Annotated in this window: 22 protein-coding genes and 1 pseudogene; 13 read left to right on the top strand and 10 right to left on the bottom strand. The window is 73.4% G+C overall.

What is annotated here, in order from left to right:
* Window positions 1-75: 75 nt before the first annotated feature.
* Both NV263_RS21295 and NV263_RS21290 read right to left on the bottom strand, forming a co-directional pair.
* Window positions 76-453, bottom strand: a complete 378-nt coding sequence (locus tag NV263_RS21295; RefSeq protein WP_263248333.1) for a hypothetical protein — start codon at window positions 451-453, stop codon at window positions 76-78.
* A gap of 348 nt (window positions 454-801) precedes the next feature.
* On the bottom strand, window positions 802-2,088 hold the full coding sequence (locus NV263_RS21290) for a hypothetical protein (RefSeq protein WP_263248331.1): 1,287 nt from the start codon (window positions 2,086-2,088) through the stop codon (window positions 802-804).
* Window positions 2,089-2,534: 446 nt separating this feature from the next.
* Here NV263_RS21290 and NV263_RS21285 point away from each other — a divergent pair, with 446 nt between their 5' ends.
* The 4 genes from NV263_RS21285 (at window position 2,535) to NV263_RS21270 (ending at window position 3,914) form a co-directional block, all read left to right on the top strand.
* Window positions 2,535-2,861, top strand: coding sequence for a hypothetical protein (locus NV263_RS21285; RefSeq protein WP_263248330.1), 327 nt, complete (start codon window positions 2,535-2,537; stop codon window positions 2,859-2,861).
* A 28-nt stretch (window positions 2,862-2,889) separates the two neighbouring features.
* Window positions 2,890-3,207 carry a hypothetical protein gene (locus NV263_RS21280; protein WP_263248329.1) on the top strand — a complete coding sequence of 106 codons (318 nt, stop codon included), beginning with the start codon at window positions 2,890-2,892 and terminating at the stop codon, window positions 3,205-3,207.
* Window positions 3,208-3,246: 39 nt separating this feature from the next.
* A complete protein-coding gene (locus tag NV263_RS21275) occupies window positions 3,247-3,561 on the top strand; it encodes a hypothetical protein (RefSeq protein WP_263248328.1) in 315 nt (104 codons plus the stop codon).
* 143 nt (window positions 3,562-3,704) lie between these two features.
* Window positions 3,705-3,914 (top strand): hypothetical protein, encoded by a 210-nt coding sequence (locus tag NV263_RS21270; protein WP_263248327.1) that lies wholly within the window; start codon window positions 3,705-3,707, stop codon window positions 3,912-3,914.
* A gap of 9 nt (window positions 3,915-3,923) precedes the next feature.
* Here NV263_RS21270 and NV263_RS21265 read toward each other — a convergent pair whose 3' ends face one another.
* The 6 genes and pseudogenes from NV263_RS21265 to NV263_RS21240 all read right to left on the bottom strand — a co-directional run bounded on the left by NV263_RS21265 (window position 3,924) and on the right by NV263_RS21240 (window position 8,171).
* A complete protein-coding gene (locus NV263_RS21265) occupies window positions 3,924-5,189 on the bottom strand; it encodes a peptidase C39 family protein (RefSeq protein WP_263248326.1) in 1,266 nt (421 codons plus the stop codon).
* Between the two features lie 110 nt (window positions 5,190-5,299).
* Window positions 5,300-5,632 carry a putative quinol monooxygenase gene (locus tag NV263_RS21260; protein WP_263248325.1) on the bottom strand — a complete coding sequence of 111 codons (333 nt, stop codon included), beginning with the start codon at window positions 5,630-5,632 and terminating at the stop codon, window positions 5,300-5,302.
* A 130-nt stretch (window positions 5,633-5,762) separates the two neighbouring features.
* Window positions 5,763-5,996, bottom strand: a complete 234-nt coding sequence (locus NV263_RS21255; protein ID WP_263248324.1) for a glycerophosphodiester phosphodiesterase — start codon at window positions 5,994-5,996, stop codon at window positions 5,763-5,765.
* Between the two features lie 163 nt (window positions 5,997-6,159).
* Window positions 6,160-6,762 (bottom strand): annotated as a pseudogene (locus tag NV263_RS21250) (glycerophosphodiester phosphodiesterase family protein); the annotation flags it as partial.
* 460 nt (window positions 6,763-7,222) lie between these two features.
* Window positions 7,223-7,363, bottom strand: coding sequence for a hypothetical protein (locus NV263_RS21245; RefSeq protein WP_263248323.1), 141 nt, complete (start codon window positions 7,361-7,363; stop codon window positions 7,223-7,225).
* A 304-nt stretch (window positions 7,364-7,667) separates the two neighbouring features.
* Complete coding sequence (locus tag NV263_RS21240) at window positions 7,668-8,171, bottom strand: GNAT family N-acetyltransferase (RefSeq protein ID WP_263248322.1); 504 nt, start codon at window positions 8,169-8,171, stop codon at window positions 7,668-7,670.
* Between the two features lie 266 nt (window positions 8,172-8,437).
* On the opposite strand from NV263_RS21240, the gene NV263_RS21235 reads away from it, so the two are divergent.
* Both NV263_RS21235 and NV263_RS21230 read left to right on the top strand, forming a co-directional pair.
* Entirely contained in the window at window positions 8,438-9,883 is a 1,446-nt protein-coding gene (locus tag NV263_RS21235) for an alkaline phosphatase family protein (RefSeq protein WP_263248321.1), read from the top strand.
* Window positions 9,884-9,886: 3 nt separating this feature from the next.
* Window positions 9,887-10,423 (top strand): hypothetical protein, encoded by a 537-nt coding sequence (locus tag NV263_RS21230; RefSeq protein ID WP_263248320.1) that lies wholly within the window; start codon window positions 9,887-9,889, stop codon window positions 10,421-10,423.
* Window positions 10,424-10,474: 51 nt separating this feature from the next.
* Here NV263_RS21230 and NV263_RS21225 read toward each other — a convergent pair whose 3' ends face one another.
* Window positions 10,475-10,810 carry an ArsR/SmtB family transcription factor gene (locus NV263_RS21225; RefSeq protein WP_263248319.1) on the bottom strand — a complete coding sequence of 112 codons (336 nt, stop codon included), beginning with the start codon at window positions 10,808-10,810 and terminating at the stop codon, window positions 10,475-10,477.
* 276 nt (window positions 10,811-11,086) lie between these two features.
* Here NV263_RS21225 and mgtA point away from each other — a divergent pair, with 276 nt between their 5' ends.
* The 7 genes from mgtA (at window position 11,087) to NV263_RS21190 (ending at window position 20,873) form a co-directional block, all read left to right on the top strand.
* Window positions 11,087-13,717 carry a magnesium-translocating P-type ATPase gene (gene mgtA, locus NV263_RS21220; protein ID WP_263248317.1) on the top strand — a complete coding sequence of 877 codons (2,631 nt, stop codon included), beginning with the start codon at window positions 11,087-11,089 and terminating at the stop codon, window positions 13,715-13,717.
* 24 nt (window positions 13,718-13,741) lie between these two features.
* Window positions 13,742-15,481 carry an ABC transporter permease gene (locus NV263_RS21215; RefSeq protein WP_263248315.1) on the top strand — a complete coding sequence of 580 codons (1,740 nt, stop codon included), beginning with the start codon at window positions 13,742-13,744 and terminating at the stop codon, window positions 15,479-15,481.
* 14 nt (window positions 15,482-15,495) lie between these two features.
* Window positions 15,496-16,815, top strand: coding sequence for an ABC transporter ATP-binding protein (locus tag NV263_RS21210; protein WP_263248314.1), 1,320 nt, complete (start codon window positions 15,496-15,498; stop codon window positions 16,813-16,815).
* 132 nt (window positions 16,816-16,947) lie between these two features.
* Window positions 16,948-17,679 (top strand): hypothetical protein, encoded by a 732-nt coding sequence (locus NV263_RS21205; RefSeq protein WP_263248312.1) that lies wholly within the window; start codon window positions 16,948-16,950, stop codon window positions 17,677-17,679.
* Between the two features lie 220 nt (window positions 17,680-17,899).
* The gene (locus NV263_RS21200) at window positions 17,900-19,267 is read left to right on the top strand and encodes an MFS transporter (RefSeq protein WP_263248309.1); all 1,368 of its coding nucleotides are present in this window, start codon (window positions 17,900-17,902) and stop codon (window positions 19,265-19,267) included.
* Window positions 19,264-19,722 carry a MarR family winged helix-turn-helix transcriptional regulator gene (locus tag NV263_RS21195; protein WP_263248307.1) on the top strand — a complete coding sequence of 153 codons (459 nt, stop codon included), beginning with the start codon at window positions 19,264-19,266 and terminating at the stop codon, window positions 19,720-19,722. Before NV263_RS21200 ends, NV263_RS21195 begins: the two co-directional genes overlap by 4 nt.
* Window positions 19,719-20,873: an MFS transporter gene (locus NV263_RS21190; protein ID WP_263248306.1), complete on the top strand. Its 1,155-nt coding sequence runs from the start codon at window positions 19,719-19,721 to the stop codon at window positions 20,871-20,873. Before NV263_RS21195 ends, NV263_RS21190 begins: the two co-directional genes overlap by 4 nt.
* Window positions 20,874-21,031: 158 nt before the next feature.
* On the opposite strand, the gene NV263_RS21185 is transcribed toward NV263_RS21190, so the two are convergent.
* Window positions 21,032-21,784 carry an aspartate/glutamate racemase family protein gene (locus NV263_RS21185; protein ID WP_263248304.1) on the bottom strand — a complete coding sequence of 251 codons (753 nt, stop codon included), beginning with the start codon at window positions 21,782-21,784 and terminating at the stop codon, window positions 21,032-21,034.
* Window positions 21,785-21,823 lie beyond the last annotated feature (39 nt).

Here is a 21,823-nt window from a genome sequence, read left to right as displayed (position 1 = left end):
CGCCGCCCGCCGTCTGGCGGTGGCGGTCAGACAAGAACCATGCCACCGATCGGCCGTGAACGCCGCACCGGCGCCTCAGCCGATGTTGCCGCCGCCGTCGCCGCCGATACCGGCGCCGCCGATGCCGTCGCCGCCGATGCCGTTGCCGCCGTCACCGCCGTCGCCACCGTCGCCGCCGCTGCCGCCGTCGCCACCGTTACCACCGTTGCCGCCGCCCTGGCCGCCGCCCTGGCCGCCACCGGTGCCGCCGTTGCCACCGGTCACGTCGCCGGTGGAGATGTTGTCGTCGGTGTCGGGGTCCGCGTGGGTGTGGTGCACCTGGTGCAGCACGGTGAGGTCGTTCGGGGTGTGGATGGGGAACCAGACGGTGGTCAGCACCGTCCGCGCCGGCAGGAACTCGACGCGCTCGTCGGCCAGCTCGGCGGGTCCGAGGGGTCGGGGGATTTCGGACATGTGGTCGCTCCTTCGCATCGATGACAGGGAAGAAACGGAACGAACCAGGGGGCCCGAGCGGTTCGTTCCGGGCGGACCAGCCAGCACGCTAGGAGCGAGTTGACCTTCGTGCAGCGCGACTCGCTCCCCCGGAAGGGTGTGCTTTCCACCAGGTGGTGGGCGGATTCCGCGCGTGGTGTGGGCGTGGCTCCCGGTCTGCCGGGCAGGGCGCGGGCGGCGGTGCCGTTCACCCTTCCGGAACGCCCCGAAGAGGGGACTTCCGCCGTAGCACCAACGGGTCGCCCGTTCTCGTGGACGCCTCCGGTGGTAGCCGGGGTCCCCGGCGTACCACCGGAGGTGCCGCCCGGGTCAGTCGTCGCGTCGGGCGTCGGCGACGCCGATGTGCCCGCCGTCGCCGCCGTTGCCGCCCACGCCCGGGGTCGCGCCGATGGCGTTCATGCCGCGCAGCCCCGGCATTCCCGCGGTGCTGCCGATTCCGCGGCCGGTACCGCCGGTCCCGCCGGTGCCCCCGGCGCCGCCGGTGCCGTCGGTGAGGTCGATCCGGGTCTCGGACTTGGCGACGATGTTGCCGGTGCTGGCGACGCCGCCGGTGCCGCCGGTGCCGCCGGTCCCACCGGAGCCCTCCTGGTCGTCGTCCCGGCTCGACAGGGCCGCCGGGCTGCCGCTGCCGCCCGAACCGCCCTGGCCGCCGCTGCCGCCGTTGCCGCCGCGGATGCTGATGAACCCGCTGCCGTCGTTGATGATGGTGCCGGTCGGGCCGTTGCCGTCCCCGCCGCGGCCGTTGGCGGCCCGGATGCCGCCACCGCCGTTGCCGCCGCTGCCGCCGGTACCGCTGCGGCTGGTCGGGGTGCCCTGGCCGCCGGTGCCGCCGGTCCCGCCGGCACCGCTGTCGCCGCCGACCACGGTGATCTCGTTGTGGCCGTCGCCCGCGTAGATGCGGCCCAGGTTGCCCGCTCCGCCGTCACCGCCGTTGCCGCCGTTGCCGCCGCGCGAGTCGGCGGGGTTGGGGCTGCCCGGTCCGCCGTCGCCGCCGCGACCGCCGCTGCCGCCCCGGCCGCCGGTGATGCGGATCGTGTTGTCACCGGGGCCGGCGTCGATCACTCCGGTGCTGGTGACCCCGGCGGCGCCGAACCCGCCGGTGCCGCCCCGGCCGGCGCTGCCGCCGGACCGGGGAGTCGGCTGCGCGCTGCGCGATGCGGGTGCGGCGCCGGGTGCGTCGGCACCGTTCTTGCCGTCCTTGCCGTGCGCCCCGCCCGGGGCGCCGCCGTCCCGGCCGCCGCTGCGGTCGCCGCCGAGGTAGCCGTTGCCACCCCGGCCGCCGTCACCGCCGGCGCGACCGTTGATGACGATCGTGTCGTCGCCACCGAGCGCCCGGACGGTGCCCGCGACGGCTCCGTTGATGATGAACGTGTCGTCACCGGCCGTGCCCTCGACCACCTGCCCGGCGGGCACCCCCCGGTTGCAGGTGATCGTGTCCCCGGAGCCGTGCGATTCGCGGGTGCAGGTCGGTGGGGTGGCGGCGTGAGCCGGGTGGAACGAGACCAGGCTGAAGGTGACGGCGAGCATTCCGGCACTGGGCAGCGGCCACCGCGGACGGCGCCGCCGCGATCCGGATGAGTCCCGAAGATCACTCATCGACACAACTCCCTCGCTGAGCGTGATCATGGTTGGGCCAAACAGCCGGGGAGTCTAGGCCAGGTGGACCAGCGAACAGCGGTATTCGCGGGGTGTCGTGTCGGAACCGGAGCGCGAATGCACTCCGACGTGTTTCCCCGGCGTCCGGCCGGGCGCGGTCGCCGGGCCCGCGGAATCGCGTCGGCGGAATCGGTCGCGGATTGTCCGCGCGGTTGGTGATTCACCGTCTTCGCGAAAAATTCACCGGAACAAGAACGGCGACGTCGAAATCGCGGCGGATTTCTTTTCCACCGGCGATCCGGACTGCATCGGCATTGGGGGGCACTTAGCCTCTGAGTTGACGCCGACGTACTGGGTGGAATGGGGACTTCGAGGGGCTTCGGCCTCTGGTCGGCAACAACGATCTTCGCGTCGGGTTTCCGGCGCGTTCGATCGAGGAGGAACCAATGTCCGAGATCTCACGGCCGTTGACTTCGGCCGAACTGGCGGACGAGAACGTCGAGTTCCTGCCTGCGCGCACCGTGCTGACGACGTTCCCATTGCACTTCGCCGACTTTCCCGTGCACGGCGGTGGCATCGCCGGCGGTGCGGGGGGCAACGGCAGTGGCCAGGGCGGCGGCACCGGCGGCGGCTACGGCGGCGCCGGCGGCACCGTCACCAACGGCGTCGACAGCGGCAACGGTGGCAACGGCGGGTACGGCGTCGGTGGGTACGGCGTCGGCGGCAACAACGGCGTCGGCGGATCCGGCGGGCCCGAAGTGCACTGGAGCTGAACACATCCATTCGACCGAGGAGGGACGCATGTTCGAATTCCGTGAATCACTGGCCCTGTCCGAGCTGGCCGAGGAGCGCGTGGAGCTGCTGCCCGCGCGCACCGTGATGACGACCTTCCCGTTGCACCACGCGGGTTTCGCCCCGGTGAACGGCATCAGCGGCGGCGCCGGCGGTAACGGATCCGGCCAGGGTGGTGGTTACGGCGGCAGTTACGGCGGCGTGGGTGGCGTCGTCACCAACGCCATCAACAGCGGTAATGGCGGCAACGGTGGCCCCGGCCACGGCGGCGACGGCCACGGCGGCAACGGCGGCATCGGTGGGGCCGGCGGGCCCATCTTCCACTGACCTCCACCGACGGAGATGCATTCGACACGAGGGGGGTACATGTCCGACATCTTCGAGACGGTCAGCTCGGCCGAGCTGGGGGACCAGCGAGTGGAGTTCCTGCCTGCCAGGACCGTGATGACGGCGTTCCCGCTCCACCACGGGGGTCTGTCCGGCATCGCCGGTGGGGCCGGCGGGAACGGCGGAGGCCAGGGTGGCGGTACCGGCGGCGGTTACGGCGGCCTGGGGGGCGTCAGCGGCGGCTGGGCGTTGCACAGCGCCAACGGTGGCGACGGCGGTGACGGCATCGGGGGCAACGGCATCGGGGGCAGCGGTGGCATCGGCGGCCCCGGTGGTCCGGTCTACGGCCGCTGAGCCCGCCCGGACGGGAGCGGCGCGTTCACCCACCCGCCGCTCCCGTCCGCCAAAACCGTTGCGCTGCGCCGAGGAGCGCGCGCCCCTACGCTCCGGGCCGGTGCCGCGGAATCTCGGCACGAGGGCTCATCGAGGAGGGACCGATGTCCGACATCCCGCTTCCACCGGCCGATCTCGGCGACGAGCGCGTGGAGTTCCTGCCCGCGCGCACCGTGCTGACGACCTTCCCGCTGCACCACCCGGGTGGCGGTGCCGACGGTGGTGACGGCGGTGACGGCGGCGACGGGATCGGGGGCGACGGCGTCGGAGGCGACGGTGTCGGTGGCCCGGGCGGTCCCGTCATCGGTGGCTGAGGCGTCCCGTCAGGACTGCGGGCGCGGGTGGCCGGGCGGCGTGATGATGTAGGCGATTCCGCCCGGGCCGTCGGCCACCTCGCCCTTCTTGTCGTGGCGCTTGGTGCGCTGCCAGACGTTCTCGAACTGCTTGCGCGGGTAGACGTGGCGCACCGAGGCGTCGTCCGGGGACGCCGGGTCGTTGACGATGACGTCTCCGGTGCGGGTGAATCCGACGATGACCATGATGTGGCCTTCGGTGCTGTAGTCGACGCCGTCGATCTCACCGGCGTTGAAGGACTGCGAGGTGATCACCGGGATGCCCAGGCGGACGTAGCGTTCGGCGTCGGCCAGCGAGCGCAGCCTGGTGATGTGCGCGTCGAGCCCGTACGTGGCCGCGTAGGCGGTGTTGAACGGCCAGTTCCCGGTGCCGTCGTAGGCGTGGTCGAAGGTCTGCCGCGCGGCGTTGTCGACGGCCGGGTCCGGATGGCCCGCTCCGACCCAGGCCAGCTGGTCGTCGGTGGGCCGCTTGCCCCAGTACTCGACGACCATTTCCGTCGAACTCGGGCTGCACCACGCCTCACCGCCGCCGCCGTACTGCGGGAAGTGTCCTCTGTGGACGTCTTGGGAGTAGCGGGGCACCGGCAGCTCGGTTCCCCACGCCCCGCCGGGACCCGAGGTGGGCACGTCGAAGCGGTCCGGCAGCGCGGAGGTCATGGCGCCGAGCATGGAGACCTCGGGGGTGGCGGACGTGCCCGCCGCGCGGTAGAGCGTCGCGCGCAGCTGGTAGTCGACCAGCGTTGCGCCCTGCCGGGTGGCGAAGGTGTCCACGTTCACCTGCCCGTGCTCGTCGGACTGGCCGGACGTGCTGGTGCGCAGGATGTCGGTGTCGCCGGAGGCCCAGTCGCCCATGCCGTACCAGCGGGTCTGCTCGCCGCTGTTGGTGTGGCCGCGCATCTCGACGCGCAGCCACGTCCCGGGCGGGGTCCGCGCGTTCCAGGACGCCACGAGCTGCGTCGCCCCGAAGTCCAGCGGCAGCGTCGGCGAGGTCCACCGGGCGTAGTCGTAGTCCTCGGTGGTGCCGGGGGAGACGCCGGGGTGGGCGGCCACGCCCACCGGGTCGCCGATGCTCAGGCGGCCGTCCACGGCGCGCACGCCCTCGGAGGTGCCGGTGCGGAAGTCCCCGGCGGACCACTGGTGGTAGGAGATCTCACCGCCCGGCGGTGCCGGGCGCCCGCACATCGTCGTGGTGAGGACGAGTGCGCTCAGCAGGACCAGGAGGAATGACGTTCGCATCGGGCGACACCTCGGCGGGGCGTTCGGAGCTGAGGCTCCGAGTATCCCGCCACCGCGCCCGCCGGCAACGCCGGGAGCTTCCCCGCTCGGGGAAGCCCCGGCGGTGCGGTTCAGGAGTCCTGGCGGACCGCCATCTCGCCGAGCTCGGACCAGTCGTCCTGGTCGACCTTGGCGTTGACGATGCGCGGGGTCTCCGCCAGGTAGGGCGGCAGCTTCTCCTGCGCCGCCCGGAAGTGGGCGGACTGGACGTGCTCGGCGCCCGCCTGGTCGTCGCGGAACGCCTCGACGAGCACGTACTCCGCGGGGTCGTCGAGGCTGCGGGACCAGTCGAACCACAGGCAGCCCGGCTCGGCGCGGGTCGCCTCGGTGAACTCCCGGCTGATCTCGGGCCACTGGTCGGCGTGCTCGGGACGGACCCGGAACTTGGCCGTGATGAAGATCAACGCACACTCCCTCGTTGGTTTCGCGCCGGATACGGCTGGATCGTAACAGCACCGAATCCCGGGACGGCCGTCGCAACGGGTGGACACAGTGGACGGTGCGGGGTGTCGAACCCCGCACCGCCACGGGAAGTCAGCGCCCGGCCGGGTAGGGGCGCGGGAGCGGCATGCCGCGCTCGGCCATGACCTGCCGCAGCCGGTCCGGGTAGTCGGTGATGATGCCGTCCACACCGGCGTCGATGAGCCGGTTCATCTCCGGCAGGTCGTCCGGCGTCCACGGCAGCACCGGCAGGCCGCGGCCGTGCGCGTCGGTCACCAGGTCGCGGTTCACCAGAGCCGTGTCCGGGGACAGCACCTGCGCGTGCACGGCCTGCGCCGCCGCGGCGACGTCGCCGTGGTGGTCGTCGACGTCGATCCCGCCGAGCCAGGGAGACGGGCCCGGCTTGCCGACCTGCGCGGTGGAAGCGTCGACGAGCGCGCAGCGACGGCGCGACGCGCTCGGCGATGCGCAGGCTGCGCCAGTCGAAGCTCTGCAGCGTGCTGCGGTCGATCGCGTGGTGGCGGCGGATGACCTGGATCACCTTGTTGGTGAAGGTGAGCGGGTCGGCCGTCTGCTGCGGCTGCGTGGGGTCCAGCTTGGTCTCGATGTTGAACCGCACCCCGTCGGCGTGGTCGCGCTCAGCGAGCCGGAACACCTCGTCCAACGTGGGCATGCGCGTGCCCGGGACCGGCTGCTGCGTGCCCGCGAACGGGTCGTCAGCGGGGTTGGCCGGGCGGCGGGTGCCGCAGTCGAGCGTGCGGATCTGGGCGAGCGTGAGGTCGTGGACCGCCTTGCCGACGTACGGGTAGGCCCGGTCGCCGGGGAACGCCGGAGCGGTGTCCCGGCACAGCAGGGGTGTCACCACGGGTTCGTGGGTGACCAGGACCTGGCCGTCCCGGGTGATCGCGGTGTCCATCTCCAGCGTGCTGACACCGATGCGCAGCGCCTCGTCGAACGCCGGGAGGGTGTTCTCCGGCCGCAGCCCGCGGGTGCCCCGGTGACCCTCGGCGTCGAAGGTGGGCGCGTGCGGTGGAGCGGGCGCGGCGGCGCCGATCGCCGGCGAACCGACCAGCGCGGCGGTGACCGCCGCCACGGCGACCGCGGCCCGCAGCGCGCGTTTCGGGCCGGACCGCCGGGAGTCGCTTGTGGACACGGGGAGTTTCCTTTCGTTCTGCGGTGCTTCGGCGCGTGGCGCCGCGAGCGGATGATGGCCGGGGCGGACGACCGCCGCGGCAATCCCGCGTGAACAGCACCTTTCGCCGGGTTCACGACCCGGTGCCCGGGCTGTGATCTCCGGGCTTTCTACCCGCGCGCGGTGCGCGGGGGCAACTCCCCGCTCGGCCGAGCAGCCGGACCGGCGCCGCTGCGGCGGGGCGCCTTCGAGGGCGGGCGGCAGCGAGGCGGGCGGAATCGTTGTGGTGGTCGGCACGTTCGCCCCGCCCGTCCCGGTCCGGACGGCGCGCTCGTCGCCGGACCCGCGGCTGGGCGGGCCGGGTGTGCACACGGAATGGGCGGCGACCCGCGCAGGGTCGCCGCCCGTTGCCCGTCAACGCTCAGCGGATGCTGATGGAGACGCGACGACGGCTGCGGCAGCCCCAGCCGCCCCAACCGCCCCAGCCGCCCCAGCCGCTGCAGCTCCGGAAGCGACGACGGCAGCCGCCCCAGGCGGGCGCGATTCCGTTGAAGACACCCATGATCGCTCCTAGAACATCGTTGTTCCACTACGACGGGTCCAACCCCCAGCCCCGGGTTCGGGGTGAAGCTCGAACTGGACCCAAACCTGGGCTTTCCCAACCGGATGGGCGCCAAACCCGTTCCGTCCCAACGTTTTTTCAACCGATTTCGGCCGCGGTCCACATTGGTTCGCGGTGTTCTCCGGCAAATGGGGTAACCCGGCGACGCGCGGTAGTCGCGCGGCCCACCGGAGATCGGTCGTCGGTCACGCCCCGTGCACGGAACCGGCGCGGAGTCGAACGAGCATTTTGTTCCCCGGAACCGTCACCGGTCGCGGAACATGGCCACCCGCGGCCACCTGTCGAGCCCTTGCTCGGCCTCGTGCCGCCGGAGCGCGCGCAGCTGCGGGGTGAGCTCGGCGTCGGCGAGTTCGCGGAAGCCCAGCCGCCGGTAGTACGGGGCGTTCCACGGCACCTCGGCGAAGGTGGTGAGCGTGAGCCCGGCCAGCTCCTCGCGCCGCGCCCACCGCTGCGCGGTGTCGAGCAGCCGTGCGCCGAGGCCCCGGCGGGAGTGCGCCGGGTGCACCGAGACCTGCTCGACGTGGGCGCGGCCGTCGACGCGGTCGACGAGCAGGTAGGCCACCGGCACGTCGTCGCCGTCCGCGCACACCCACGCACGCCCGGCGGCCTGGTACCGGGCGAGGACGTCGAGGTCCGGCGGCTCGTCGTCGGCGATCGCGGCCATGCCGATCTCCCGGAACGCCGCACCGGCGGCCCGCTCCACCTCCCGCAGCGTCGGCAGGTCCGTGCTGAGCGCGAGTCTGATCACCCGTCCCACGGTAGTCGGTGCGTCGAGCCGGTTTTCCGGCTCGGTGCTCCTCAGTGGACCGTGCGGGAGGGAGGTGACCGGCAGGCGAACTCTTGGCGAAGACGCAGCGCGCCGGATCGGCGGACTGGATCTCGCGTCCCGGTGAAACCGCAGGTCAGCGGGCTGTTGTGCGGCGGATTCGGGCGATGGGCCGCCTCGTGCGCGGCGATTACGCTGCTGCGCGGCCGGTGGGTACCGGTTCAGCGAGTGCGTGCGGAGGTTGCGCGGTGTTGAGGAGAGCGGGGCGCCGGATCGCGCGGCGCGTGGAGGTGTTCGGCACTGTCGCGGCGCTCGTCGCGGTGTTCGTCGGCGCCGGGTCGGCCGCGGCGGACAGCGGCGGGTTCGCCCCGCCGCGGATCGGTCACGTGTGGACGATCATGCTGGAGAACAAGTCCTACGAGTCGACGTTCACCGGGCTGAACCAGAACGACTACCTCTGGAAGACCCTGCCGTCCTACGGGCTGTTGATGCGGCAGTACCACGGAACCGGGCACTACAGCCAGGACAACTACATCAGCGCGGTCTCCGGGCAGGCGCCGACGCCCGACACGCAGGACGACTGCCCGCAGTACAAGGACGTCTCGCCGGGAACGCCGGCCGCCGACGGCCAGGTCCACGCCTCGTCCGGTTGCGTCTACCCGAAGCAGGTCCCGACCCTGTTCGACCAGCTGGACGCGGCCGGCGTGCCGTGGAAGGCGTACATGCAGGACATGGGCAACGACCCCGGGCGCGAAAACCCGTACCAGTGCGGCATTCCCGGCAGCCCGGCAGGCGGCGGGACTCCCGCGCCGGGCAGCGCCACGGCCACCGACCAGTACGTGGCCAAGCACAACCCGACGGCGTGGTTCCACTCGCTGATCGACGATCCGGCCGACTGCCGCGCCGTCGTGCCGCTCGACGGACGGCCGGCCGGGGGTGGGCACCCCGCCCTCAGCGGCCTGGCGCAGGACCTCAGGAGCGAGGCCACGACGCCGCGGTTCTCCTGGATCACGCCGAACAACTGCTCCGACGCCCACGACTCGACGTGCAAGGGCGACAACCTCTCCGGCGACCCGAACAACCACCAGGGCGGGCTGTACGCGGCGGACCTGTTCCTGAAGAAGTACATCCCGATGATCATGTCCTCGCCCGCGTTCCAGCACGACGGCATGATCCAGATCGTCTTCGACGAAGGGTTCCCGCCCTACCGGATGTACGGCAACTCGATCGCCGACTACCGGGGCAACGCCGACCCGGCGCTGAACACCCCGACCGACACCGCGCAGTCCGTGGTGGCCTGCTGCAACGAGCTGCCCGGGCCGAACACCGCGCAGCCGGGGCACCAGGCGTTCGGCCAGGACACCACGCCGGGCGGCGGGATCACCGGCTCGGTCGTCATCAGCAGGTTCACCAAGCCCGGCTCGGTCACCGACCAGCCGTACAACCACTACAGCTGGCTGCGCAGCATGGAGGACCTGTTCGGCATCCGCTCCGGCGGCGCGGACGGGCGGGGCCACCTCGGCTACGCCGGGGCCGACGGGCTGCGCCCGTTCGGCAACGACGTCTACAACAACCCGTCGGGACGCGCGCTGCCGCCGGCCCGGCCGGGGGACCAGCGCGAGGTGTACCCGGCGACGGCCGGCGGCGTGGACCGGCCGACGCGACCGACCTACGAGACCGTCCAGGGGCGTTGAGGCGTGCGCCGGATCGTCGCGGGCCTGCTGCTGGTGGCCGGACTGCTCGCCGGGTGCGCGGGCGGTCCGGCGGGCGAGGACGCCGCCGACACTGTGCGGCGGCTGGGCCGCGTGCCGGTCCCGAGCGCCGAACCGGGGCCGCCCGCACCCGTCGCCGCCTCGCTCGGGAAGCCGCAGCTGATCGCCATGGGTGCGCCGGTGCGGGTGTCCCTGCCCGGCGGCGAGGCCGTGGTCACGACCACCGGGCCGGATGCGCCGGGCGGGCAGCGGCCGGGCGGTCCGGCGCGGGGCGCGATCGAGATCACCGCGGCTCCCGGCTCCGGGGAGGTGCGGCTGGACGCGGCCGATTTCGACGTGCGCGACGACTCCGGCGCGAACGTCCCGCTGGTCCCGGACGGTCCGGCCGACGCCGAGGCCACCACCGGACGGCCGGGCGCGCTGCGCCTGGTCGGCACGTTCCGCGACGGCCAGGCGCGCATCGCCTGGCGGCAGGACGGTCACGTCGTGGCGATGTGGGTCTTCTCGGTCGAGAACGACTAGGACCAGGGATTCTTCGAGCGCTTGGGGAACAGGCGTTGACCGCCGCGCCCGTCAGGTGCCGGTGCGGCGGCGCGGGGCTTCGCGCAGGCCGCTCTGGTGGGCGAGGGCGAGGCGGACGATCTCGACGACGTGCGGGTCGTCGACGAGGTAGATCTGGTGCTTGCCCGAGCGGCGGGCGCGGACCAGTCCGGCGAGCTTGAGCTTGCCGAGGTGGTGGCTGACGGTGGCCACCGACTGGCCGAGCTCGGCGGCCAGGCCGCCGACGTCCCGCTCGCCCGCGGCCAGCAGCCAGAGGATGTGCAGGCGTACCGTCGCCGAGAGCATGCCGAACATGGCTGCGGTGTCCTGCAGCACCTCGGGCGTCGCAGGTGGCGGGTCTGCCTGCACGGGCGTCGTCCTTTCGCGCGGTGGTCCCAGCGTGACTGACAGGAAAACATTCTTACAAGCGTTTGACTGTTTCGGCCTCGTCCGGTGTACTGGGCGGCGGCCGTCGCCCGAGTGGGTGGGCGCCAACCCGCGTGCGGAAGGAGGTGTGCCGGGGTGACCGGCGAGGGAAGTAGTAGCCACCACCAGCACGCGGGACCCAGCGCGGCCGGGTAGGCAGTCCGGGCGGTTCCGCGTGGCGTTCGACGTCCACCGAAACCACCAGGAGGGACCGCCCGCATGACCACGACCGCGCCCATCTCCCGCGACGACGGGGGCGCACTGCTGCGCGAGCTGACCGACGCCCCCGCGCTCACGGTCTACCGGTCGCTGGCGAGTTCGCCGAAGGGGCTCACCGAAGCCGAAGCCGCCGACCGGTTGCGGCGCCACGGCGACAACGTCGTCGAGACCCGGCCGGAGGCCGGCTTCGCCGCTCGCGCCGCTGCCGCGGTGCGCAGCCCGTTCGTGGCGCTGCTGAGCGCGCTGGCCGGGGTGTTCGTCGTCGTCGGTGACGCGCGGGGTGCGGTGACCGTCGCGGTCGTGGTCGTGCTGTCCATCGCGCTGCGCTCCTGGCAGCACCTGCGTTCGGACCGCGCGGCGCGCGCGTTGCAGAGCAGGGTGCGCACCACCGCGTCGGTGCGCCGCCGGGCCGAGGCCGGGCACGCACCGCTGGACCGGGAGGTGCCCGTCGAGGACCTCGTCCCCGGCGACGTCGTGGTGCTCGGGCCCGGGGACGTGGTCCCCGCCGACGTGCGGGTGGTGAGCAGCCACGGCCTCAAGGTCGACCAGGCGGGGCTGTCCGGCGAGTCGTTGCCGGTGGACAAGCGCCCCCCGTCCGCGTCGGAGCCCCGGCGGCGCCGGGCGGCGCGGGCCGGGCTGTTCGGGGCGCCGTCGCTGTGCTTCACCGGCACCTCGGTCGTCGCGGGTACCGCCACCGCCGTGGTGGTCTTCACCGGGCGCGAAACCTGCTTCGGGGCGCTGGCCGCCGAGGCCGACCGGACGCGGCCGGAGTCCAGCTTCGACCGCGGCGTCCGCGCCGTCGGCTGGACGCTCATGCGGTTCACGCTGGTGATGGTGCCGATCGTGCTCGCGGTCAACGGCGCGGTGACCGGCGACTGGGCGCAGGCGGCGCTGTTCGCCGCCGCGGTCGCGGTCGGGCTCACGCCGGAGATGCTGCCGGTGGTGGTCACCGGCAACCTGGTCCGCGGCGCGAGCCGGCTGGCGCGCCGCCAGGTCGTGGTCACCCGGCTGAACGCGATCCAGGACCTCGGCGCGATGGACGTGCTGTGCGTGGACAAGACGGGCACGCTCACCGAGGACCGCGCGGTGTTCGCGCACAGCGTCGACGCCGACGGGCGGGTCTGCGAGGACGCCGCCGAGTACGCCTGGCTGGCGGTGCGCTTCCAGGACGCGCCGCACAACCGGCTCGACGAGGCGGTCGCGGCGCAGCTGGCCGAACCCGGTGCCGAACTGCTCGCCGACGCGCTGTACGGCAAGGTCGACGAGATCGGTTTCGACCCGGCCCGCCGACTGTCCACAGTGGTCTTTCAGCGGGAGGACGAGCACCTGCTGATCACCAAGGGGGATCCGGACGAGGTCCTGCGGCGGTGCACGCACCTGCGCCGCGGCGAGGACGCGGTCGAGCTGGACCGGACCGGGCGGCTGCGCAGCCGCGACGTGGTGCGCGCGCACGCCCAGCGCGGCATGCGGGTGCTCGCGGTGGCCGCCAGGCGGCTGCCCGCGCGCCCCGGCCCCTACGACGAGACCGACGAGCTCGCGCTGACGCTGGTCGGGTTCGTCGGGTTCGTCGACCCGGTGCGGGAGAGCGCGGCGGAGGCGGTGCGCGCCCTGTCCCGGCACGGCGTCGCGGTGACGATCGTGACCGGCGACAACGAGCACGCCGCCGCCCGGGTGGCGCAGCAGGTCGGCGTGCCGCCGGGGGAGGTGGTGCCCGGCCGGGACGTCGAGGCCGCCGACGACGCCGCGCTGCGCCGCATGGTCGCGCGCACCACGGTCTTCGCCGAGGTCACCCCGGCCCACAAGACGCGGATCGTGGCCGCGCTGCGCGCCCGCGGGCACGTCGTCGGCGTGATCGGGGATGGCGTCAACGACGCCCCGGCGCTGCGGGTCGCCGACGTCGGCATCGCCGCCGAGCGAGCGACCGGTGCGGCCAAGCGGGCGGCCGACCTGCTGCTGACCGACTCCGACCTGGCGGTGGTGGCCCGCGGCGTCGTCGAGGGGCGGCGCACGCTGGGCAACACGCTCAAGTACGTCAAGATCACCGCCGCGTCGAACTTCGGCAACGTGCTGACCGTGCTGGCCGCCAGCGTCTTCCTGCCCTTCCTGCCGATGCTGCCGATCCAGCTGGTGGTGCAGAACCTGCTCTACGACGCCGCCCAGCTGGTGCTGCCGCACGACCGCGTGGACGCCGACTACCTGCGCGCGCCCCGCCGGTGGGACACCGCGGGACTGGCCGGGTTCATGCTCCTGTTCGGACCGCTGAGCTCGGTGTTCGATCTGGCGACCTTCGCCGTGCTGTGGTGGCCTTTCGGCGCGGGCGGCGATCCGGCGCTGTTCCAGACGGGGTGGTTCGTGGAGGGGCTGCTGTCCCAGGTGCTCGTCGTGCTGGTGCTGCGGACCAGGGGCGCGCCGCTGCGCGGCAACCCGCCGGCGCGGCCGGTGGTGCTCGCCGCCGCGGCGGTGGCCGCCGTCGGGCTGCTGCTGCCGTTCACTCCGCCGGCCGGGCTGCTGCACCTGCGACCGCTGCCGGCTTCGTACCTGATCTGGCTGGTGGTGGCGCTGACCGCGTACGGCGTGGCGGCGCAGCTGGTCAAGACCCGTGCCGCGCGTCGTCGCGTCGTCTGGCCGTGATCGGCGCGAGGAAGGAGGTGAAGCGTGTCGTTGCTGCGGACCTTCCCCAGCCGCGGGGCGCTCGTGCGACCCGGCCGCACGGCCGCCGACGTGGTCGTGTTCGCCGGAGCCGCCGCGCTGCTGTGGCTCGTGGTGCGGCTCGCGCACGGCGTCGCCGTGCCGTGGAACCCGGCGACCGCGCCGGCGGAGGTGTCCACCGACCCGGCCGAACTGCCGTACTACGCGGGGCGGTCGCTGCTGCGGATGTTCGTCGCGCTGGTGCTGGCGGTGCTGTTCACGTTCGTCTACGCCACGGCCGCGGCGCGGCTGCGGCGGGCCGAGAAGGTGCTCATCCCGGCGCTGGACGTGCTCCAGTCGGTGCCGATCCTGGGTTTCCTGTCGGTGACGATCACCGGGTTCATCGCCCTGTTCCCGGGCTCGGAGCTGGGCCTGGAGTGCGCGTCGATCTTCGCGATCTTCACCTCCCAGGCGTGGAACATGACCTTCGCCTTCTACCACTCGCTGGTCTCCCAGCCGCGCGAGCTGGACGAGGCGTCCCGGTTGCTGCGGCTGTCGCGGTGGCAGCGGTTCTGGCGCGTCGACGTGCCCAGCGGCATGATCCCGCTGGTCTGGAACGCGATGATGAGCTTCGGCGGCGGCTGGTTCTTCCTCACCGCGTCCGAGGCGCTGAGCGTGAACAACCAGCAGTACGCGCTGCCCGGCGTCGGCTCCTACGTCGCCGCCGCGAGTGAGCACGGCCGGATCGACCGGGTGCTGCTGGCGATCGGCGTCATGATCGTTCTGGTCGTCGGGGTGAACGTGGTGTTCTGGCGGCCGCTGACGGCCTGGGCCGAGCGGTTCCGCGTCGAGCAGTCCGAGGCCGCCGAGACGCCCCGCAGCCTGGTGCTCGGCGTGCTGCGGCGGTCGCGCGTCCCGGAGCTGCTGGGGCGGGTGCTGGGGCCGCTGGTGTTCCCGCTGGACCGGATCATGGGCGTGTTCGGGCTCGCCGAGCACCCGTTGCGGACGCCGCTCGCGCGGCGGCGGGTCGGCGACGTCGTGTTCACCGGGGCGGTGCTGCTGGTCATCGCCTACGGGCTGAGCCGGATGCTCGGTTTCATCGCGGGCACCGCGGGTTTCGGCGAGGTCGGGCACGCGCTGCTGCTCGGGCTGATCACCTTCGGCCGCGTCGTGGCGCTGCTGGTGGTCGCCACCCTCGTGTGGGTGCCGATCGGGGTGTGGATCGGGCTGAACCCGAAGGTCTCCCGGCTGGCCCAGCCGGTGGTGCAGGTGCTCGCGAGCTTCCCGGCGAACTTCCTGTTCCCGCTGGTCACCGCCGGGTTGGAGCTGACCGGGATCAGCCTGGACTGGGGCGGCATCCTGCTGATGGCGCTCGGCGCGCAGTGGTACATCCTGTTCAACACCATCGCCGGGGCCTCGGCGATCCCGCACGACCTGCGCGAGGCCGCCGCCGATATGCGGTTGCCCCGGCGGTTGTGGTGGCGGCGGCTGGTGCTGCCCGCGATCTTCCCGAGCTACGTCACCGGCGGCATCACCGCGGCGGGCGGGGCGTGGAACGCCTCGATCGTCGCCGAGGTGGTCAGCTACCACGGCACCACGCTCACCGCGACCGGCCTCGGCGCCTACATCTCGGAGGCCACCTCGGTCGGCGACGCCGGTCGGATCCTCATCGGCGTGGCGGTGATGAGCTGCTACGTCGTCGGCCTCAACCGGTTGTTCTGGCGGCGTCTGCACCGGCTGGCCGAGCGCCGCTTCTCGTTGTCCTGACGGAAGGATCCCCGATGTCCCGCCCCGAAGTTCTCGTCAGCGTCGAGGACGTCAGCAAGAGCTTCCCCGGTTCCACCGGCGAGGAGCTGCACGTGCTCGACGAGATCACCCTCGACCTGCGCGCCGGTGAGGTGGTGGCGCTGCTCGGCCGTTCGGGCTCGGGCAAGTCGACGCTGCTGCGCACCATCGCCGGGCTGATCCCGCCCACCCGCGGCACCGTCCGCTACCGGGGCCGGGAGCTCAACGGCGCCAACCCGGGCGCGGCGATGGTCTTCCAGTCCTTCGCGCTCATGCCGTGGTTGACCGTGCAGGACAACGTGGAGCTGGGGCTGGCCGCGCGCGGGGTCCGGCCCGACGAGCGGCACCGCCGCGCGCTGGCGGCCATCGACCTGATCGGCCTGGACGGGTTCGAGTCGGCCTACCCCAAGGAGCTGTCCGGCGGCATGCGCCAGCGCGTCGGGTTCGCCCGCGCCCTGGTCCTGGAACCCGACGTGCTGCTGATGGACGAACCGTTCTCCGCGCTGGACGTGCTCACCGCCGAGAACCTGCGCAGCGAGCTGATGGCGCTGTGGGAGGGGGAGAACTTCCCCACCCGGTCGGTGTGCGTGGTCACCCACAACATCGAGGAGGCCGTGCTGCTGGCCGACCGGGTGGTGGTGCTGGGCGCCAACCCGGGTCACGTGCGGGCCGAGATCGCCGTCGAGCTGCCGAGGCCCCGGGACCGCAAGGGGCCCGCGTTCTCCGCGCTCGTCGACCGGCTCTACGACCTGCTCACCGGCCGCGAGCCCGGGGAGGCGGTGCCGGAGCCGACCGAGGCGACCCCCAAGGCCCGGCCGCTGCCCAACGCCTCGGTCGGCGGTCTCGCCGGCCTGGTGGAGATCGTGCACGCCAAGGGCGGCCGGGCCGACCTGCCCGACACGGCCGCGGACCTGAACTTCCAGGTCGACGACCTGCTGCCGCTGGTGGACGCGGCGGCCATGCTCGACCTGCTGGTCGTCTCCGGCGGGGACCTGGTGATCACGCCGGTCGGCAAGGAGTTCACCACCGCGGACATCCAGCGCAGCAAGGAGATCTTCGCCGAGCAGGTCCGGCACCGCGCGCCCCTGGTGCGCACCATCTGCACCGCGCTGGCCGCCAGCTCGCGCGGCAGCCTGCGCGCCGGTTTCTTCCTCGACCTGCTGCGGCAGAGCTTCTCGGCCGCCGCCGCTCGGGAACAGCTCGACATCGCGGTCGACTGGGGCCGCTACGCCGAGCTCTACGACTACGACACCGACACCGAGCAGATCAGCGCCGACCCGGCCGCCGAACTCCACTCCGGTCACTCCGACGAGTGATGAACACGACTCGATCTCGCTCGCTCCCGGCAGCCCGCGAATGATGGTCGGAGTCGGCCCTCGACGCGAAACCGCTTGGGGCGCCGAAAGAATCTTCCGCGCACGTGCTCCGGTGAGGGGGATGGAGTCGTGATGGACGACGTGGTTCCGGCCCGGCCCGAATTCGGCACGCGGTTCCGGGGTTTCGATCGCAAGCAGGTGGCCGGGCACCTGGACGCGCTGGAAACCCGCATCCGCGAACTCCAGGATGCGCTGGAACGCGCGACCGACGAGACGTGGCGCGATCCCGAGGCGGTGGAGTTCGCCGAGCAGCGCGCCGAGGCCATCCTCGACCACGCCCAGGAGCAAGCGGCCGACCTGATCACCGAGGCCGAGCGGGTCGCCGCCGAGACCCGCGCCGACTGCGCCGAGCTGGCCGGGGAGCTGGAGACCCGCCGGGCGCGGCTGGAGCACGAGCAGTCGTCCTCGCGCGCCGCCCAGCACCACCGCGAACACCGGCTGCGGCGCCGGATCAGCCAGGAGTACAAGCGGATCACCTCGGTCGCGCAGCAGCACGCCGAGGCCATGCTGGAGCGCACGAAGCAGCGCTGCGAGCAGCGGGACGCGCAGACCGAGGAACTGCGCTGCCGCGTGCTCGCCGAGATCGACCGCAGGCACGCCGAACTCGAACAGCGCGAGCAGGAAACCCGCACCGCGCTGCACACGCTGGCCGAGCGGATCAGCAGTTGCTCGGCCGCGCTGGACGCGGCGGGCCTGGCCACCGACGGCCGCATCCCCCACCCCGCCGGAAGTCCCGCGCCCCAGTCCGAAGTGGACGGAGTGGGTGTCAAGGTCGTCGTCGACGACCGCTCGGCCGGCGCGTAGCGGATCCGCGCGGCGGGTCCCGTGCGCCGTCCGACGCGGGTGGTGGTTGCCCGCCATCGGGGTGTGCGTCCCCGTTATGACTCTGCAACAGAATGAGGTTGATCGACGGAGACGTTCGATTCACGCGTAGTTCAACTGATCTTGTGAAGTCCATCTCTGCTTCTGAGTGGCAAACTAGTTCTGCCATAGAATCAAATCCCGGTATCCGGGAGGAGGTTCGATGGCGGTGTTGGCGGAGCGGCCACGGCCGCGACGGGTGCGCGAGCACCCGCGCGCGGGCTGGTTCGCGGTCGCGACGGTGTGCTTCGGGGCGTTCATGGGGCAGCTGGACGCCAGCATCGTGACGTTGACCTTCCCCGCGTTGCAGCAGGAGTTCCGGGCGCCGCTGGCCGCCGTGCAGTGGGTGTCGCTGTCCTACCTGCTGGCGCTGGTCGGACTGCTCGTGGTCGCCGGACGGCTGGCCGACGCCACCGGCCGGAAGCTGATGTACGTCTGGGGCTTCGGCGTGTTCACCGCGGCGTCGGTGGCGTGCGGGCTCGCGCCCGGGCTCGGCTGGTTGGTCGTCTTCCGGTTGGTCCAGGCCGTCGGGGCGGCGATGTTGCAGGCCAACAGCGTGGCCCTGGTCGTCGGCAGCGTGCCCCGGTCGCGGATGCGGGCCGCGCTGGGCGTGCAGGCCGCGGCCCAGGCGCTGGGGCTGGCGCTGGGCCCCGCGCTCGGCGGGCTGCTGGTGGACACCGCGGGCTGGCGGTGGGTCTTCCTGGTGAACCTGCCGGTGGGGGTGCTCGGTCTGGCCGCGGGCCGGTACCTGCTGCCGCGCACCCGGGAACGGGCGCCGCTCGCGCGGTTCGACTTCCCCGGGCTCGTGCTGCTCGCGGGCGGGTCCGCGGCCCTGCTGCTGGCGTTGTCCGGCGTGTCCGGGCTCGGGTTGCCCGCCTGGGTCGCCGCCGTGCCCGCCGCGGTGGCGGTGGCGGCGCTGACCGGGCTGGTCCGCTGGGAGCGCCGGGCCGCCCACCCGCTGGTCGACCTCCGGCTGCTGCGGCCCAGGGTGGTGTCCCTGGGCCTGCTCGGAGCGCTGTGCGGCTACCTCGTGCTGTTCGGGCCGTTGACGTTGTTCCCGCAGGTCCTGGGCACGCACGATGGCATGGGGCCGGTGCTGACCTGCCTGCCCGCCGGGTTCGCGGTGTCCGCGGTGCTCGTCGACCGGCTGCTGCCCGCGCGCCTCGGGGTGCACGGCCGCACCGTGCTCGGCGCGGTGGTGTCCGCCCTCGGTTGCGGGCTGCTGCTGCTCGCCCCGGGCTCGGCGCCGTGGGTCGCGGCGATGCTGTTCCTGCTCGGTCTCGGGCTGGGGGTGTTCATTCCGGCGAACAATTCGTCGATCATGGGTGGTATCCCTTCGCAGATGTCGGCGACCGGAGGCGGCATGGTGAACATGGCACGGGGCCTGGGAAGCGCCCTCGGGATCGCGCTGGTGACGCTGTCCCTGCACCTCGGCGGTGCCACCGGGCCGCAGGTGGCGGTGGCCGCGCTGGCGGTGTGCGGCGTCCTGGCGGTCGCCGGGGCGGTCTCGTGCGCGCGGGAGTCGGCGTGACCGAGACCGCCACTCCGCTCGCGGACGTCGTCGCCCGGCTGCGCCGCGCGATGCGGCGGGCCGCGCGTACCGCCGACCCCGGCAACACGCTGTCGGTCGCCCAGCTGGAACTGATGTCCTGCCTGGCGGAGAACCCCGGCGCTCGGCCCAGCCAGGTGGCCAGGCTGCTGCGGCTGGCGCCGAACTCGGTGACCACGCTGGTCAACGGCCTGCGCACCCGCGGTCTGGTGACCCGCACCGCGGGTGGCGACGACCGGCGGACCGCGGCCCTGGAGCTCACCGGGGCGGGCCGGGAGGCCGTCGAGCACTGGCAGGCCACGAACGCGGCGATCCTGCGCGCGGCGGCCGGCGGGCTGCACCCCGGTTGGCAGCACCTGCTCACCGCGTCGCTACCGGCTCTGGAGCAGCTCGTCGACGCCATCGACGAGCTCGCGGAGCAGGGCGCGCAACCGTGACCGAGGGCTCGCGGATCCGGCTGCTGCCGCTGTACGCGGCGGGGTTCGTCACCGCGTTCGGCGCCCACAGCATCGCCGCCGGGCTGGGCGGTCTCGTGGCGCGCGAGCACGGCTCGCTGCTGGCCGTCGGCGTGCTGCTGGCCGTCTACGACGGCGCGGAGGTCCTGCTCAAGCCCGTGTTCGGGGCGCTGGCCGACCGCGTCGGGGCGCGACCCGTGCTGCTGGGCGGGCTGCTGGCGTTCTGCGGCGCCTCGGCCGCCTTCGTCGCGGCCGGTGACCCCGCTGCGGTCGGCGCGGCGCGCCTGGGGCAGGGCGCGGCCGCGGCGGCGTTCTCGCCGGCGGCGAGCGCCCTGGTCGCGCGGTTGTCGCCCGGCTCCCGGCACGGGCGGGCGTTCGGCGGCTACGGCGCGTGGAAGGGGCTCGGCTACGCGCTCGGCCCGGTCCTCGGCGGAGCGCTGATCACCGTCGGCGGGTACTCGGCGCTGTTCGCGGTGCTCGCCGCGCTGGCGCTCGCGGTGGCCGGCTGGGCGGTGCTGGTCGTCCCGGCGCTCGCGCCGCTGCCGCGCAGCCGCGAGACCGTGCTGGGCCTGCTGCGCCGGCTGACCGACGGCGGCTTCCTGCGCCCGACGGCGACGCTGGCCGGGGCGACCGCCGCACTGGCGGCCGGGGTCGGCTTCCTGCCCGTGGTGGGGCTCGGGCTTGGACCGCTGGTGACCGGCGCGATCGTGTCGCTGCTGGCCGCGGTGGGGGCGCTGGTGCAGCCGTGGGCCGGGCGGGCCCGCGACCGCGGCCGCGTCACCGACCGCGCGGGCATGACCGCCGGGCTGGTGCTGGCCGCGGCCGGGATCGCCGCGGCGGCGCTGCTGCCCGCCGCGGTGGGCCTGGTGATCGCGGCCGTCGCGGTCGGGGCCGGGACCGGGCTGGCGACGCCGATCGCCTTCGCCCACCTGGCCGCGGCCACCCCGGCCGAACGGCTCGGCCGGACGATGGGGGCCGCGGAGGTCGGTCGCGAGCTCGGCGACGCCGGGGGACCGCTGGTCGTCGGTTCGCTGGCCGCCGCGACCTCGCTCGGCGCCGGGCTGGTCGGCCTCGCGGGTTTGCTGTTGGTCACCGCGGCGGCGGCGAACGTGCGGCGGCGAACTTCCCGCTGATCTCCGGGAAACACCCTCCTGGCCAGCTGATTTCCCCGAAACGACGCGGAATCGCGCTCCGTTGCGAAGTCGCTGTGGTCCGCCGCTCCAGCAGCTGCCGGTCGGCGTCGTGACCCGTGCGGGAGGGGCCGGTGCCCCTCCCGCACGGGTCACCTCTTTCAGTCCACAGTGGAGTTCAGCCGCGCGCGGCTCGCGGCGGGCGGCCAGTTGGTCATCGCCTTGGGGCGCGGCGGGGCGTAGGTGCGGACCTTCGACGTGGTCAGGCCGAGCCGGACGAGCGATTCGGCGATCGCCACGGCCGCGGTCACGCCGTCGACGACCGGGACGCCGGTGCGCTCGACCACGCGATCGGCGAGCCCGGACATGCCGCCGCAGCCGAGGCAGATGACCTCGGCCCGGTCGTCCCGGACGGCACGGACCGCCTCCTCGGTGATGGCGTCGACGGCGGCCGCCGGGTCGCCCTCCAGGTCGAGCACCGGCAGACCGCTGGCCCGCACCGACGCGCACCGGGAGTCGAGGCCGGCCAGGCGCAGCCGGTCCTCGATCAACGGGATGGTCCGGTCCAAAGTGGTCACCACCGAGTAGGTGCGGCCGAGGAACTGCGCGGTGCTCGCGGCCGCTTCGGTGATGTCGACGACCGGGACGTCGAACAGCTCCTGCAGCCCCTCCCGGCCGTGCTCGCCGTACCCGGCCTGAACGATGGCGTCGAAGTGCTCCGGGTACTCGCGGACGGCCTCCATCACGGCGATCGCGGCGAGGTGGCTCTCGTAGTTGCCCTCCACGGACTCCGCCCCGAAGGACGGGGTCAGCGCGGCGATCTCGGTCCCGGGCGAGGCGGCGCCGCGCGCCTGCGCACCGATGGACCCGGTGATGGACTCGGTGGTGTTGACGTTGACGACGAGGATGCGCATGGTTCGACTTTCCTGCGGCGGAGCGGAGTCCGGACCGCA

This window comes from Saccharopolyspora rosea (assembly GCF_025643595.1).
Classification (GTDB): domain Bacteria; phylum Actinomycetota; class Actinomycetes; order Mycobacteriales; family Pseudonocardiaceae; genus Saccharopolyspora; species Saccharopolyspora rosea.
This window is presented reverse-complemented; position numbering and strand designations above follow the sequence as displayed.